The sequence below is a fragment of the Amycolatopsis sp. NPDC003861 genome (genome assembly GCF_053605405.1).
In genome coordinates, this window is sequence record NZ_JBSGJD010000003.1 from 59,745 (window position 1) to 74,062 (window position 14,318).

Here is a 14,318-nt window from a genome sequence, read left to right on the forward strand (position 1 = left end):
ATGACGTTCCTCCAGGGCGCGAAACGCGTCGCCAACCGTCCCCTGCAGACGCTGGACACCCTCGGTGACCAGATGTCGTTCTACGGCCGCGCGCTCCTGTGGACGCCGCGGACCATCCGCCGCTACACCAAAGAGGTGCTGCGGCTGCTGGCCGAGGTGAGCTTCGGTTCCGGCTCCCTCGCCGTCATCGGCGGCACGGTCGGCGTGATGGTCGGCCTGACGCTGTTCACCGGTGTCCTCGTCGGCCTCCAGGGCTACTCGGCGCTGAACTCGATCGGGACGTCGGCGTTCACCGGCTTCCTGACCGCGTTCTTCAACACCCGTGAGATCGCGCCGCTGGTGGCCGGGCTCGCGCTGTCCGCCACGGTCGGCGCCGGGTTCACCGCCCAGCTGGGCGCGATGCGGATCTCCGAGGAGATCGACGCCCTCGAAGTCATGGGTGTGCCGAGCCTGCCGTACCTGGTGACGACGCGGATCATCGCCGGGTTCGTCGCGGTCATCCCGCTCTACATCATCGGCCTGCTGAGCTCGTACCTCGCGTCGAGACTGGTCGTCATCTACATCTACGGCCAATCCGCGGGTACGTACGACCACTACTTCGACCTCTTCCTGCCACCGCAGGACGTGCTCTATTCGTTCATCAAGGTGCTGCTGTTCAGCGTCCTGATCATCCTGTCGCACTGCTACTTCGGGTACCGGGCGACCGGTGGCCCGGCCGGCGTCGGCGTCGCGGTCGGCAAGGCCGTGCGGCTGTCCATCGTCACGGTGTCGATCATGAACTTCTTCATCGGGTTCGCCATCTGGGGAACCGACGTCACGGTAAGGATCGCGGGATGAGGACGCTTCGACGCAGGCTGCTCGGCCTGCTGCTCATCGCCGTGATGGTCGGCGGGGTGGCGCTGTCCATCGCCCTCTACGACAAGGCGTTCACGCCGGTCGTCACGGTCAAACTGCAGGCCGACAAGATCGGCAACCAGCTGATCAAGCAGTCCGACGTCAAGGTGCGCGGGCTGATCGTCGGGTCCGTCCAGGACATCGTGGCGACGGACAAGGGCGCCGAGCTCACGCTGGCGCTCAAGCCCGAGTCGGCGAAGCTGATCCCGGAGAACGTCTCGGCGCGGTTCCTGCCCAAGACGCTCTTCGGCGAACGGTTCGTGTCGCTGGAGATCCCGAAGGACCCGTCGGCGAAGACCCTGGCCAACGGGGACGTCATCCCGCAGGACCGCACGTCGAACGCCGTCGAGCTGGAGCAGGCGTTCTCCCACCTGATGCCGGTGCTGCAGGCGGTCCAGCCGCAGAAGCTGTCGGCGACGCTCACGGCGATCTCGACCGCGCTGCAGGGCCGCGGCGACCAGCTCGGCGACACGCTGTCGCAGCTGGGCACCTACATCGGCGAGCTGAACCCGCACGAGCCCGAGCTGCAGCACAACCTCAAGGCGCTCGCGGAGTTCTCCGACCACCTGAAGGACGCGGCCCCGGACCTGGTGCAGAGCCTGGACAACCTGAGCACGACGACCCGGACCGTGGTCGACGAGCGGCAGAACCTGTCGAACCTCTACGGCAGCCTGACCCAGGCCTCGGTGGACCTGCAGACGTTCCTGCAGAACAACAAGGACAACATCATCTCCCTCGTCGACACCGCCCGGCCGACGGCCGAGCTGCTGGCGAAGTACGCGCCGGAGTACCCCTGCGTGATCTCGCAGATGGCCAAGAACGTGCCGCTGATCGACCAGGCGCTGGGCAAGGGCACCGACAAGCCCGGCCTGCACGCGACCATCGAGATCATCGTGCCGCGCGCGCCCTACCAAGCAGGCAAGGAAGAGCCGCGGTTCGACGACAAGCGCGGGCCGCGCTGCTACGACATCAAGGACATCCCCAAGCCGTTCCCGTCCGAGCCGCCGGACGGCGCGTTCAAGGACGGCACCCTGCACCAGGCCGCGCCGAAGAGCGTGGGCGAGGGCCTCAACCCGGCCAAGTTCAAGGCCGACGCGGCCGGTGGAGGCAGCGGAGGCGGTGACAGCGCTGATCAACTTGCCTACTCGACGGCGGAGCAGGGCTTCCTGGCCGATCTGCTCGGCCCGCAGCTGGGCCTGAACGCCGCCGACGTCCCGGGCTGGAGCTCGCTGCTCGTCGGCCCGCTGTACCGGGGAGCGGAGGTGACGGTCAAGTGAGGGGCCTGCTCGCACCGCTGATCAAGCTCGGCGTCTTCGTGGTCGTCACCGTGCTGTTCACGACGATCCTCGGGATCAGCATCGCCAACATCAACACCACCAGCACCAACGCCTACAAGGCGCGCTTCACCGACGCGACGCTGTTGCTGCCCAACGACGACGTCCGCATCGCCGGCGTCCGGGTCGGGCAGGTCAAGGACGTCAAGATCGTCGACAAGCGCCAGGCCGAGGTCGAGTTCGAAGTGGACGCCGGCCGCACGCTGCCGGCCGGGGTGACCGCGCAGATCAAGTTCCGCAACCTGGTCGGCCAGCGGTACGTCTCGCTCGGTGAGGGCGAGAACTCCGGCGGCAAGACGCTGCAACCCGGCGGCACCATCCCGCTGGACCGCACCACGCCGGCGCTGGACCTGACCGAGCTGTTCAACGGCTTCAAGCCGCTGTTCACCGCGCTCAACCCGGACGACGTCAACAAGCTGTCCTACGAGGTCATCCAGGTCCTGCAGGGCGAGGGCGGCACCGTCGAAAGCCTGCTGTCGCACACGGCGTCGCTGGCCACCACCATCGCCGACAAGGACCAGGTGATCGGCGAGGTGATCGACAACCTCAACTCGGTGCTCGACACGGTCAACGCGCACACCCCGCAGCTCAACGACCTGATCGTCAAGCTGCAGCAGCTGGTGTCCGGCCTCGCCGCCGACCGCAAGCCCATCGGTGACGCGATCGAGAGCCTCGGCAACCTGGCCGAGACGACGTCCGGGCTGCTCGGCGAAGTCCGCGAGCCGCTGAAGAACGACATCGGCGCGCTGGGCACCCTGACCCAGCAGCTGAACAAGAACGAGCCGGAGCTGGAGCACTTCATCCAGTTCCTGCCGACCAAGGTGAGCACGCTGACCCGCACCGCGGACTACGGCTCCTGGTTCAACTTCTACGCCTGCGAGTTCTCCGGGACGGTCAGCTTGCCCCCATTGATTCCACCGGTCGAACTGCCGCTGATCCCGGCCAACCGGTCGAGGTGCCAGGGATGAAGTCCTTCCAGAAGCGCAACCCCGTGCCGATCGCGCTGGTCGGGATCGTCGTGCTGGCGCTCGGCTTCATCGCCGCGCTCAACTCCGACGACCTCCCGGTGATCGGCGGCGGCACCACGTACTCCGCCGAGTTCAGCGAGGCTTCCGGGCTGCAGAAGGACAACGACGTCCGGATCGCCGGAGTCAAGGTCGGCAAGGTCAGCGACATCGAGCTCGACGGCGCGTCGGTGAAGGTGTCGTTCAAGGTCAAGGACGCCTGGCTGGGCGACCGGACCAGTGCGGCGATCAAGATCAAGACGCTGCTCGGGCAGAAGTACCTGTCGCTGGACCCGCAGGGCGAGAACGCGCTGAACCCGGGCACCGGGATCCCGCGGGACCGCACGATGGCCCCCTACGACGTGCTCGACGCCTTCCGCGGGCTGTCCCAGACGGTCGACGACATCGACACCAAGCAGCTGGCGCAGAGCTTCGACACGATCTCGCAGACCTTCGCCAACACCCCGGAGGACGTCCGGGGCGCGCTGTCCGGGCTGTCGAAGCTGTCGGACACGATCGCCTCGCGCGACCAGCAGCTGTCGAACCTGCTGGCCAACACCCGCGAGGTGTCGCAGACGCTGGTCGACCGCGACGCCGAAGTGCAGAAGCTCCTAGAAGACGGCAACGACCTGCTCGGCGAGCTGGCCAAGCGCGAGGACGCGATCACCGCGCTGCTCAACGGCTCCCGCGAGCTCGCCACCCAGCTGCAAGGCCTGATCGATGACAACTCCCACCAGCTCGACCCGGTGCTGACCCAGCTCGACCAGCTGACGTCGATGTTGCAGCGCAACCAGGACTCCCTGGCCGAGGGGCTCAAGAAGTTCGCGCCCTTCATCCGCGTCTTCACCAACACCATCGGCAACGGCCGCTGGTTCGACAACTACATCTGCGGCCTGCTGCTGCCGTCGTTCGGCCCGATCAACGAAGAGGGGTGCTACACGAAATGAGTGACACCCGCTTCGGCCAGGCTCTGACCCGGGGCTTCACCATCGCGATCGTGCTCGCGCTCGTCGTCGCCGGCGGGATCTGGTGGACCCTCAAAGACGCCGGCCGCAACCACCTGACCGCGTACTTCGCCGGCGCCGTCGGCCTGTACGAGGGCAACAGCGTGCGGATGCTCGGCGTCGACATGGGCACGGTCACCAAGATCCAGCCCATGGGCGACCGGGTGAAGGTCGACTTCGAGTACGACCGCTCGGTCGCCGTCCCGGCCGACGCGAAGGCGCTCATCGTGGCGCCGTCGCTGGTGTCCGACCGGTACGTCCAGCTCGCCCCGGCCTACACCGGCGGCCCGCGCATCACCGACGGCGCGGTGATCGGCCTCGACCGCACCGAGGTGCCCCTGGAGGTCGACCAGCTGGCCGCCAGCCTGGCCCGGGTCAGCGAGACCCTCGGCCCGAACGGCGCCAACAAGCAGGGGTCGCTGTCGAACCTGCTGAACACCGCGGCGGCCAACGTCGACGGCAACGGCCAGGCCCTGCACGACACGATCACCAAGCTCGGCCAGGCGGCCGGCACGCTGTCGGGCAACAAGGACGACCTGTTCTCCACGGTGGAGAACCTCGGCAAGTTCTCGCAGACGCTGGCCGACTCCGACAAGCAGGTCCGCACCTTCGAGTCCCGGCTCGCCGACGTCAGCGGCTACCTGGCGTCCGAAAAGGACAACCTGGCCGCGACCGTGCAGCAGCTGGGCACGACGCTCACCGCGGTGCAGGCGTTCATCGACCAGAACCACGACCGGCTGAAGTCCAATGTGGACAAGCTGGCCGGCATCACGAAGGTGCTCGTCGACCAGCGCAGCTCGCTCGCCGAGATCCTCGACGTCGCCCCGGTCGGCCTGAGCAACCTGGTCAACACCTACAACGGCGCGGCGGGCACGCTCGACGCCCGGCCGAACCTCAACGAACTGACCCAGCCGCCGCTGGTGATGATCTGCCGGCTGCTCAAGCAAGTCGGCACCAACGGCATCCCGGACGTGCTCGGCAACGCCTGCGAGAGCATCGCCGCCGTGGTCGACAAGGCGATCCCGCTGCCGTCCGTGGCGCAGACCGTGCAGGCCCTGCAGTCCGGCCAGCTGCCGCCGCTGCCGCTGCCCATCGCCGGGCAGCTCTACGGAGGTGGCCAGTGAAGAAGCTCCTGACCGTCGGAACGCTGGCCACCGCGTCCGCGCTGGTGCTGTCCGGCTGTGCCTTCAAGGGCATCTACGACCTGCCGCTGCCCGGGGGCGCCGACCTCGGCGACCACCCGTACACGGTGAACGTCGAGTTCCGGGACGTGCTCGACCTGACCCCGCAGGCCGGGGTGAAGGTCGACGAGGTGCCGGTCGGCCGGGTCGAGAACGTCGGGCTCACCAAGGACGGCTGGCACGCGCTGGTGACGTTGAAGGTCAACGGCGACATCAAGCTGCCGGCCAACGCGATCGCCAACGTCAAGCAGTCCAGCCTGCTCGGCGAGAAGTACGTCGAACTGGCCTCGCCGGGGGACGACCAGGCCCACGGGAAGCTCACCGACAACGCGACCATCCCGCTCGCCCGCACCAACCGCAGCGTCGAGGTCGAAGAACTGCTCGGCGCGCTGTCGCTGCTCCTCAACGGCGGTGGGGTCGACCAGCTCAACACCATCACCAAGGAGCTCAACAACGCCACGTCCGGCCGCGAGCCGGACATCAAGGCGCTGCTGGACAACGCGAACCAGCTGGTGACGAACCTCGACCGGCAGTCGCAGAACATCACCCGGGCCATCGACGGGCTCAACCGGCTCTCCTCGACCCTCAACGGCCAGAAGGACAAGCTGGTCGGCGCGGTCGACAACCTCGCGCCCGGGCTCGGCGTGCTGGAGCAGCAGCGCGGCCAGCTGGTCACCATGCTGCAGGCCCTGGACAACCTCTCCGGCGTCGCCACCGACACGGTCAACAAGTCGCAGAAGGACCTCGTCGCCGACCTCAAGGCGCTGACGCCGACGCTGCAGAAGCTCGGCGAGGCGGGCAACGACCTGCCGAAGGCCCTGGAGATCCTGCTGACGTTCCCGTTCAGCGACCAGGCCGTCAACGACGTCAAGGGCGACTACTTCAACCTGTTCGCGAAGGTGGACCTGAACCTGAAGACCGTCGTCGAGAACCTGGGCAACAGCCGGCAGAACGCGCTCTCCGGGCAGCTGCCGCTGGCCGGCCTGACCGGCGGGGTCCAGGGCACGCAGGCCAACCAGCCGCCGCCGCTGCCCATCCCCGGGGCCGGCACCCAGTCCGCGCAGTCGAAGCCGGGCCTGGGCAACCTCTTCGGGCTGCTGGGAGGTGCGGGCTGATGCTGATCCGCCGGACGAAGATCCAGCTGGTGGCCTTCGCGGTCATCTCCGTCGTCGCGATCGTGTACGCGCTGATCCGGTTCGCCGGGCTCGGCAGCGTCTTCGGCAACGACGGCTACACGGTCAAGCTGCAGCTCGACGAATCGGGCGGCATCTTCACCAACGCCGAAGTCACCTACCGCGGCTTCAACATCGGCCGGGTCGGCGAAATGCGGCTGACGCCGACCGGGCTCGAGGCCGACCTGAACATCGACCCGTCGGCCCCGAAGGTGCCCGCGGACCTCGACGCCGTCGTCGCCAACCGCTCGGCGGTCGGCGAGCAGTACGTCGACCTGCGCCCCAAAGCCGACCAGGGCCCGTACCTCGCCGGCGGCTCGGTGATCCCGGCGACCAAGACGACCACCCCGGTCAGCACCGACCGCCTGATCGGCGACCTCGACTCGCTCGCCGCGTCGGTCCCGGTCGACTCGCTGCGCACGGTCGTCGACGAGTCCTACGACGCCTTCCGCGGCACCGGCGGCGACCTGCAGAAGCTGCTGGACACCGCGCGCAGCTTCACCACGACGGCGCAGCAGTACCTGCCGCAGACGATCCAGCTCCTGGACGCCGGCGGCCAGGTGCTCGACACGCAGAACGACGAGGCGCAGAACTTCGCGTCGTTCAGCAAGAGCCTCAACGAACTCACCGGCACGCTGAAGAACTCCGACGGCGACCTGCGCAAGCTGATCGGCATCACGCCGCAGGTGGCCGCGCAGGTCAGCCAGGTGCTGCAGGAGTCCGGTCCCGGGCTCGGCGCGCTGACGGCGAACCTGCTCACCACGGCCAACCTGACCGTCACCCGGCTCGACGGCATCGAGCAGGGCCTGGTCACGTACCCGGCGCTGGCCGGGGCGGCCAGCAGCGTGGCGCCCGGCGACGGCACCGCCCACCTCGGCCTGGTGCTCAACCTGTTCAACCCGCCGTCGTGCACCAAGGGTTACCTGCCGTACTCGCAGTACCGCACCGGGAACGACCTCTCGGCGAAGCCGGCGAAGGAAGACGCGTACTGTGCCGAACCGAAGGGCAGCCCGATCAACGTCCGCGGTTCGCAGAACGCGCCGTACGGCGGGGTGCCGGTCGCGCCGTCGGACAGCGACGTCGCGGCCAACAAGAACCGGCCGGCCGAAGAACTGGCCGAGGAGCGGGACACCCGGGGCGTTCCGGGCATCGTCGGCAGCCCCGGCGTCAGCCTGAACAGCCTGGGCTCGCTGCTCGGCCTGTCCTGACGGGGATTTGATGACCGTTACCTACTCTGGAGTGTCATGAGCACGGACGAGCCGGCCCCCTCGGCGGAGGTCTCCGAGAAGCCGGCGAAGGACCCTTCGCGGACCCTGGTGCTCGGCGCCGGGGCGCTGGCGCTGGCCGCCCTGATCGCCGCGGCGTTCTTCGGCATCCAGTGGTGGGCGGCCGCGGCCGACGACAACGCCGGTCTGGCGGCCTCGCGCGAGGCCGTCGTCAAGGCGGGCACGAACGCGCTGAAGGCCTACACCGAGGTCGACTACACCGACCTCGACGGCTTCTTCGCCCGGCAGAAGGCGGTGTCGGACGACAAGATGGCGCAGCAGATCGACCAGTCCGCGCCGACCTTCCGCAAGGCGCTCTCCGACGCCAAGACGAAGGTCACCACCGACGTCCAGGACATCGCCGTCGAGGAGCTCGACGACCACGAAGGCAAGGCCAGCTTCCTCGCCGCCATCGCCACCACCGTCACCCAGGGGGGCAAGAGCAGCGCGAAGCCGCTGCGCCTCGAGGTGTCGATGACCCGGGTGGGCGAGGAGTGGAAGCTGTCCGGCATCGACAGTGTTCCGCTCGTTGCGGCCGGCCAGTGAGGCTTATTCTGGCTAGCCCGGCGCAACCCACCCGCAGCCGCCTGAGCAGCAGTTACCTAGCGCCGGGCGACGGCTGAATAAGCCTCACCAGCGTCACGTCTAAGGAGCTTGTAGTGCCTCCCTCCCGCCGCCAGCCGCCGCGCAGCACTCCGACGCCGTCGCGGCGTCCCCGCGTGGCCGGGCTGCGCAAGCCCGCGACGGACGAGTCCGCCGCCGAGCGGACCGGCCAGCAGCCCGCCGTCCCGTCCGCCGAAACGCGCAAGCCGAGGCCGAGGCCGGCGCCGCGGCCGATGCCCCGGCCGGTCGCCAAGCCGGCCGAACCGGTGGAGCCGGCCGGCGGGCAGCTCGACACCGCGGCCGCCGAGGACACGCAGGTGTTCGCGGCCGTCGAGGCCGAACCCCAGGTCGACGCGCTCACGGGGGAGCCCGCGGCCGAGGAGGAGGTCGCGGAGCGGCCGGCGCCGCGGCGGAAGAAGCGGGACACCGGGATCGCGAAGCCGACCGAGGAAGCCGAGGTCGTCGCTGCGGAAGACGAGCCGGCGAAGCCCGCGGGCTCGAAGGTGCCGAAGCCGTACCTGGTCGCCGGCGCGCTGGTGCTGGTCGCGCTGATCCTGGGCGGGCTCGCGTTCTGGTTCAAGTCCGAAGAGGTCAAGGTCTCCTCGGCGACGAGCAACACGGCGCTCCTGGACGTCGCGAAGACGGCCCAGGTCAAGGACGCGGTGTCGAAGGCGGCCGAGGCGCTGTTCTCCTACGACTTCAGCAACATCAAGAAGACCGAGGACGCGGCGAACGACCTGCTCGCCAACGACGACGTCAAGAACAAGTACAACTCGCTGATGGGCGAGGTGAAGCGGCTGGCGCCGCAGCAGAAGATGATCGTGACGTGCAAGGTGACGCGCGCGGCGGTGATCATGCTGAACGGCGACCTGGCGAAGGTGATGGTCTTCGTGGACCAGACCTCCACCCGCACGGACACGAAGAAGACGACGGCGGGCACCGCCCAGCTCCACCTGAACGCCCAGCTCCAGGGCGACAAGTGGAAGATCACCGACATGGACACCTACAACGCCCCGAAGATCCCGGCGGCGTCGCCGGCCCCCTCGTCGGCCCCGGCTTCCCCGTCGCCGACGAAGTAGCCGGGAGCGGCACTTTCCCGTGAAAGTGCCGCCGTTCCACCGGCTTCGGGGCTCAGGTCTCGCGCAGCTTGAACCGGGCCTTGCGGGCCTGCTTGGCGAGCTTGGCGTCCGGGTGCTCCTGCGCGATCACGTCCAGCAGGTGGAGCCGGGCCGGATGGTCCGCCGCGGCGATCACCCCGACGACGGAGCCCGGGTCGTCCAGTTCGTCCAGGTCGTCGAACAGGACCCCCAGTTCGTCCATCGCCGCCCAGTGATCGGTCATGCCGAGGCACATCTCGCCGGCGGTCAGGGTTTCGGCCGTCGTCTCGCCGCGTTCGACCAGCCATGCCGCCGTGACCGCACCCGGGATGCCACCTTTTTCGCGGACGGTTCGGCCGACCGCGAGGCCGGCATCGCCGGTCTCGCCGAGCGCCAGCAACGCGAACAGCCGCTGCGCCGGGCTTTCCGCTTCCTGGAGGAAATCCGCGGCTTCCGCGGCGGCGTCGGCCGGGGATCGGTGAGCCACCCAGGCGGCCACTTCGGCTTCGGCGATCTCCGGCGACGCGTCCGCGACGTGCGCACAGAGGACTTCGAGCGGGGCGGTGGCCAGTTCGCCGAGGATCGGCGCGTCGGCACCCTCGTCGCGGAGCATCCGGTTCAGAGTCCACAGGGCGAGGGGAGTCAAGCTCACGAGGGTGGCGTCGGGTTCGGGACGGCCGGTGAGCTCGGAAATCTCGGCGAGCTCTTCCGCGTCGGCCTCGCTCCGCTCGATCGCCCCGAGGCGGTCCAGCACCTCCAGGGTCGCCCGGAGGGCGTGGCGCCACCGTGAGTTCTCCCGGATTTCGAGCCCCACCGCCAAGGCCGGCATCTGGTCGGCCAGTCCGTACAGCAGCTCCAGCGGCATCGGCGTGCCGCCCGCCGAGTACAGCGTCATCTGCAACGCGCCGAGGAAGTCCGGGCACAGCATCCCGAACTCGATCGGCATCTCTTCGTCCTCGACGGCGAGGCCGTAACCGGCTTCCCCCAGTGTTTCGAATGCGCGGGCCCACAGCTCCAGCGGTTGCTTGAGCAGCTTCGCGTTCTTCTTCACCGGCACGTGCGCGCCCTTCAGGATCCGCACGAGCCCGCACGCTTCGGCCCACCGTGGGATCAGCGTGAGCCTCGGTTCGGTGGTGCCGTCCAGGTCCGTGACGTAGCGCCGCAGGTCGGCCAGCGCTGCGCTGCGCTCGGCAGCGGCCTGTGCTTCGGCCGGAGACGGCAGCCGCACGGGCGGCAGGGCTGGCAGGTCGGCTTCGAGTTCGCATGCCTCGCACATGCCGGCCAGTGTGGCAGCGCGAACTACCCACGTTGGTAATGGCTCCCACCGGGCGGTGTGGGCGAGTCTCGGTGGGTGAAGACATCGCGGCCGCTCGAGGTGGCTCTGATCGGTGCGGGGCTGATCGCCCGGCTGCACCTGGAAGCGTGGCTCGGTGCCGGGGCCGTCGTGCGGGTCCACTCCGACGACGGCCGGGGTGCCGAGCTCGCGCGGGAGTTCGGCGCGAAGTCCGCCGGGTCCCTGGCCGAGGCGCTCGACGGGGCTGATGCCGTCGACATCTGCACGCCGACCGCGAGCCACCACCAGATCGCCATGACCGCCATCGCCGCCGGGGTCGGCGTCGTGTGCGAGAAGCCGCTGGCCGCCAGTGCCGAAGAGGCCGAGGAGATCGTCGACGCCGCCGAGAAGGCCGGCGTGCGGCTCTACGCCGCCCACGACGTGCGGTTCGCCGCTCCCTACGCCCGGCTTCACGAGCTCGTCGCGAGCGGGCGGCTGGGCGAAGGCGCGATCGGCCGGTTCTCCTTCTCCGCCTACCACCCGCGGCCCTGGACCGGGACCGCCTCCGCGCGGTCGGGCGGCATCCTCACCGACCAGCTGCTGCACGGCGCCGACCTCGCCCACTGGGTCTTCGGGGACGTCGTCCGCGTGCACGCCTGCTACCAGGGCGACATCGCCACGCCGGCCCCCGAAGGAGCCGTCGCCACCGGGACCGCCGTGCTCACCCACGCCACCGGGGCCATCAGCCAGGTCGTCAGCCGGTGGACCGCGACGCCGCGGCCGCCGGTGCGGGTGGCCTTCCACGTGTCGGGCACCGGCGGGACGGTCAGCTACGACTCCGAGTGGCCCCAGGAAGTCCGGGTGGTCGACGGCGGGGCCGAGAACTTCGGCTACGGCGGGCCGTCGGTGTTCGCCACCGAAATGCGGGAGTTCGCCACGGCGTTCGCGGGCGGGCCCGAACCGCGGATCGGGGCGACGGACGCGCTGGCCGCCGTGCGGATCATCCACGCCGCCGCCGAGTCCGCGTGGACCGGGCGGGCCGTCGAACTTCCGGTGAGGGGAGCAGCGTGAAGGTCGCCATCCTGTCGTCCGCGCCCGAACACCACGCCAAGGCGTTGCGCAGCATGCCGGACGTCGAAGTCGTCGCCACCGCGAGCTGGGACGCGTTCGAGCCGGTCCGGCTGGCGGCCGAGGCCGGCGCGCGCGTGCTGTGCGAACACCCGACGGCCGCGAAGGAAGCGGACCTGAAAGCCATGGTCGACGCCGGGGGCGACCGGCTCACCTTCGCGTCCCCGGCTTGCCACGGCGAGGCGTTCGCGGTGGTGCGCAAGGGAATCGCCGACGGCGGCATCGGCGAGCCGACGACCGTGCTCGGGTCGTTGACCACCAGTGCGGACGGGGTGCTGGGGGCCGCCGCGCCGTACCTGCTCGACCTGGCCGACGCCGTCCTCGGCGGTGAGCCCGCGCAGCAGGTGTACGCCCAGACCAACATCGTCCTCAGTGGACGGACCGGGGAAAGCGCTGCCGTGCTCACCGTGCGGTACCGCAGCGGGCAGGTGGCGTCGTTCGACTGCCGCCGCAGCGGGTCCGCGACGGGCCGCCCCGCCGTCACCTTCATCGGGGACAAGGGGAGCGTGCAGTACGACGCCGGTCCGCGGCTGCTCGACGGCGAGCGGCCCGAGCTGGGCGGCGAGGACCTGCATGCCTTGCTGCTCAACGACTTCCTCGCCGGCACCGGCCCCGCGCCGGACGGCCCGTCCGCGCTCAGGACGTTCCGGATCGTTCAGGCGGCCTACGAATCGGCGCACACCGGGCAGCCCGTGGACCTGCCGCCCGCCGGCTGACGCAACTCCGTCCGGAAGGGGCTTTCTCCTGTGCCACAGGGGAAAGCCCCTTTTCGGTGGGTGCGGGTGGCTCGCCCGGAGGGCCCTACCAGAGTGAGGGATGTCGCCTTGCGGTGGCTCGCCTAGCCTGAATCGAGAATGAAAATACTGCTCTGTGCTGGGAGATTCCCGAAATAGGTGGAGGCCGCGATGAGTGCTACGCAGGTGAAAATCGCGTTGAGCGGGGGACCGGCCGAACTGGCGCTGGCGCACCGGAGCGTCGACGCCGCCGCGCTGGAGAACACGCTCAAGATCCGCCACGGCGCCGGGTACGAGCATTTCGTGCACGGCGGCGAATTCCAGGCCGTCGACGGCTGCGACATCGCGGTGTTCCGCTGGTCGCACCGCACGAAGATCGCCGAATAGAACCCACGGGAAAGGTTTCCATGACCGACGCAATCTCCTTCGAGGTGCCGTGGGATCGGACCGACAAGTTCGATCCGCCCGCGATTTTCGACGCGCTGCGCGAAGAACGTCCGCTCGCGAAGATGGTCTACCCGGATGGGCACGTCGGCTGGATCGTCTCCAGCTACGAGCTGGTCCGCGAGGTCCTCAGCGACCTGCGGTTCAGCCACAGCTGCGAGGTCGGCCACTTCCCGGTCACCCACCAGGGCCAGGTCATCCCGACCCACCCGCTGATCCCCGGCATGTTCATCCACATGGACCCGCCCGAGCACACCCGCTACCGCAAGCTGCTGACCGGCGAGTTCACCGTCCGCCGTACCAGCCGGCTGATCCCGCGCGTCGAGGCCGTGGCCGCCGAGCAGATCGAGGTCATGCGGGCCAAGGGCGGGACCGCCGACATCGTCATGGACTTCGCCAAGCCGCTCGTCCTGCGCATGCTGGGCGAACTCGTCGGCCTGCCCTACGAGGAACGTGACCGGTACGTGCCCGCGGTGACGCTCCTGCACGACGCGGAAGCGGACCCGGCCGAGGCCGCGGCCGCCTACGAGGTGGCCGGGAAGTTCTTCGACGAGGTCATCGAGCGGCGGCGGCAGCAGCCCCAGGACGACCTGATCAGCTCGCTGGTCACCGAGGACCTGACCCAGGAGGAACTGCGCAACATCGTCACCCTGCTGCTGTTCGCCGGGTACGAAACCACCGAAGGCGCGCTCGCCACCGGCGTCTTCGCGCTGCTGCACCACACCGGCCAGCTGGCGAAGCTGCGGGCGGAGCCGGAGAAGCTCGACGCCGCGATCGAGGAGCTGCTGCGCTACCTGACCGTCAACCAGTACCACACCTACCGCACCGCGCTGGAGGACGTGAAGCTGGAGGGCGAGCTGATCAAGAAGGGCGACACGGTGACGGTGTCGCTGCCCGCGGCCAACCGCGACCCGGCGAAGTTCGGCTGTCCCGCGGAGCTGGACATCGAGCGCGACACCTCCGGGCACGTGGCGTTCGGCTTCGGCATCCACCAGTGCCTGGGCCAGAACCTGGCGCGCATCGAGCTGCGCGCCGGCTTCACCGCGCTCCTGCGGGCGTTCCCCGGCCTGAAGCTGGCCGTCCCGGCCGACGAGGTTCCGCTGCGGCTGAAGGGTTCCGTCTTCTCGGTGAAGAAGCTCCCCGTCTCCTGGTGAGCGTTCTTCCCCACGTATAGCCGAAAGGATC

14 protein-coding genes are annotated in these 14,318 nt (G+C 69.3%); 13 read left to right on the top strand and 1 reads right to left on the bottom strand.

Annotation, left to right across the window (positions count from 1 at the left end):
* The 9 genes from ACWEVN_RS01695 to ACWEVN_RS01735 all read left to right on the top strand — a co-directional run bounded on the left by ACWEVN_RS01695 (position 1) and on the right by ACWEVN_RS01735 (position 9,536).
* Positions 1-837, top strand: a complete 837-nt coding sequence (locus tag ACWEVN_RS01695) for an MlaE family ABC transporter permease (RefSeq protein WP_072474798.1) — start codon at positions 1-3, stop codon at positions 835-837.
* Positions 834-2,171 carry an MCE family protein gene (locus ACWEVN_RS01700; RefSeq protein WP_452049840.1) on the top strand — a complete coding sequence of 446 codons (1,338 nt, stop codon included), beginning with the start codon at positions 834-836 and terminating at the stop codon, positions 2,169-2,171. Before ACWEVN_RS01695 ends, ACWEVN_RS01700 begins: the two co-directional genes overlap by 4 nt.
* A complete protein-coding gene (locus tag ACWEVN_RS01705) occupies positions 2,168-3,196 on the top strand; it encodes an MCE family protein (protein WP_449682143.1) in 1,029 nt (342 codons plus the stop codon). Before ACWEVN_RS01700 ends, ACWEVN_RS01705 begins: the two co-directional genes overlap by 4 nt.
* The gene (locus ACWEVN_RS01710; RefSeq protein WP_449682142.1) at positions 3,193-4,179 is read left to right on the top strand and encodes an MCE family protein; all 987 of its coding nucleotides are present in this window, start codon (positions 3,193-3,195) and stop codon (positions 4,177-4,179) included. Before ACWEVN_RS01705 ends, ACWEVN_RS01710 begins: the two co-directional genes overlap by 4 nt.
* A complete protein-coding gene (locus ACWEVN_RS01715) occupies positions 4,176-5,360 on the top strand; it encodes an MCE family protein (protein ID WP_452049841.1) in 1,185 nt (394 codons plus the stop codon). The genes ACWEVN_RS01710 and ACWEVN_RS01715 overlap by 4 nt, the downstream gene beginning before the upstream one ends.
* The gene (locus ACWEVN_RS01720; RefSeq protein WP_449682140.1) at positions 5,357-6,532 is read left to right on the top strand and encodes an MCE family protein; all 1,176 of its coding nucleotides are present in this window, start codon (positions 5,357-5,359) and stop codon (positions 6,530-6,532) included. The genes ACWEVN_RS01715 and ACWEVN_RS01720 overlap by 4 nt, the downstream gene beginning before the upstream one ends.
* On the top strand, positions 6,532-7,797 hold the full coding sequence (locus ACWEVN_RS01725) for an MCE family protein (protein WP_449682139.1): 1,266 nt from the start codon (positions 6,532-6,534) through the stop codon (positions 7,795-7,797). The genes ACWEVN_RS01720 and ACWEVN_RS01725 overlap by 1 nt, the downstream gene beginning before the upstream one ends.
* Positions 7,798-7,833: 36 nt before the next feature.
* Entirely contained in the window at positions 7,834-8,400 is a 567-nt protein-coding gene (locus ACWEVN_RS01730) for a hypothetical protein (protein ID WP_452049842.1), read from the top strand.
* Between the two features lie 173 nt (positions 8,401-8,573).
* The gene (locus ACWEVN_RS01735; protein WP_449682210.1) at positions 8,574-9,536 is read left to right on the top strand and encodes a hypothetical protein; all 963 of its coding nucleotides are present in this window, start codon (positions 8,574-8,576) and stop codon (positions 9,534-9,536) included.
* Positions 9,537-9,588: 52 nt separating this feature from the next.
* On the opposite strand, the gene ACWEVN_RS01740 is transcribed toward ACWEVN_RS01735, so the two are convergent.
* Complete coding sequence (locus tag ACWEVN_RS01740) at positions 9,589-10,830, bottom strand: hypothetical protein (RefSeq protein WP_452049843.1); 1,242 nt, start codon at positions 10,828-10,830, stop codon at positions 9,589-9,591.
* A 75-nt stretch (positions 10,831-10,905) separates the two neighbouring features.
* On the opposite strand from ACWEVN_RS01740, the gene ACWEVN_RS01745 reads away from it, so the two are divergent.
* From ACWEVN_RS01745 to ACWEVN_RS01760, 4 genes are all read left to right on the top strand, one after another.
* Positions 10,906-11,898 (top strand): Gfo/Idh/MocA family protein, encoded by a 993-nt coding sequence (locus tag ACWEVN_RS01745; RefSeq protein WP_449682137.1) that lies wholly within the window; start codon positions 10,906-10,908, stop codon positions 11,896-11,898.
* Positions 11,895-12,671: a Gfo/Idh/MocA family protein gene (locus tag ACWEVN_RS01750; protein ID WP_449682136.1), complete on the top strand. Its 777-nt coding sequence runs from the start codon at positions 11,895-11,897 to the stop codon at positions 12,669-12,671. Before ACWEVN_RS01745 ends, ACWEVN_RS01750 begins: the two co-directional genes overlap by 4 nt.
* A gap of 189 nt (positions 12,672-12,860) precedes the next feature.
* The gene (locus ACWEVN_RS01755; RefSeq protein ID WP_449678008.1) at positions 12,861-13,076 is read left to right on the top strand and encodes a DUF5988 family protein; all 216 of its coding nucleotides are present in this window, start codon (positions 12,861-12,863) and stop codon (positions 13,074-13,076) included.
* A 20-nt stretch (positions 13,077-13,096) separates the two neighbouring features.
* Positions 13,097-14,287, top strand: a complete 1,191-nt coding sequence (locus tag ACWEVN_RS01760; RefSeq protein ID WP_449682135.1) for a cytochrome P450 — start codon at positions 13,097-13,099, stop codon at positions 14,285-14,287.
* Positions 14,288-14,318 lie beyond the last annotated feature (31 nt).

Bases quoted from the DNA above. Each gene is read 5' to 3' on its own strand.
- ACWEVN_RS01725 (WP_449682139.1), top strand. From the start codon at position 6,532: ATGCTGATCCGCCGGACGAAGATCCAGCTGGTGGCCTTCGCGGTCATC.
- ACWEVN_RS01695 (WP_072474798.1), top strand. From the start codon at position 1: ATGACGTTCCTCCAGGGCGCGAAACGCGTCGCCAACCGTCCCCTGCAG.
- ACWEVN_RS01710 (WP_449682142.1), top strand. From the start codon at position 3,193: ATGAAGTCCTTCCAGAAGCGCAACCCCGTGCCGATCGCGCTGGTCGGG.
- ACWEVN_RS01740 (WP_452049843.1), bottom strand. From the start codon at position 10,830: ATGTGCGAGGCATGCGAACTCGAAGCCGACCTGCCAGCCCTGCCGCCC.
- ACWEVN_RS01700 (WP_452049840.1), top strand. From the start codon at position 834: ATGAGGACGCTTCGACGCAGGCTGCTCGGCCTGCTGCTCATCGCCGTG.
- ACWEVN_RS01755 (WP_449678008.1), top strand. From the start codon at position 12,861: ATGAGTGCTACGCAGGTGAAAATCGCGTTGAGCGGGGGACCGGCCGAA.
- ACWEVN_RS01715 (WP_452049841.1), top strand. From the start codon at position 4,176: ATGAGTGACACCCGCTTCGGCCAGGCTCTGACCCGGGGCTTCACCATC.
- ACWEVN_RS01760 (WP_449682135.1), top strand. From the start codon at position 13,097: ATGACCGACGCAATCTCCTTCGAGGTGCCGTGGGATCGGACCGACAAG.
- ACWEVN_RS01730 (WP_452049842.1), top strand. From the start codon at position 7,834: ATGAGCACGGACGAGCCGGCCCCCTCGGCGGAGGTCTCCGAGAAGCCG.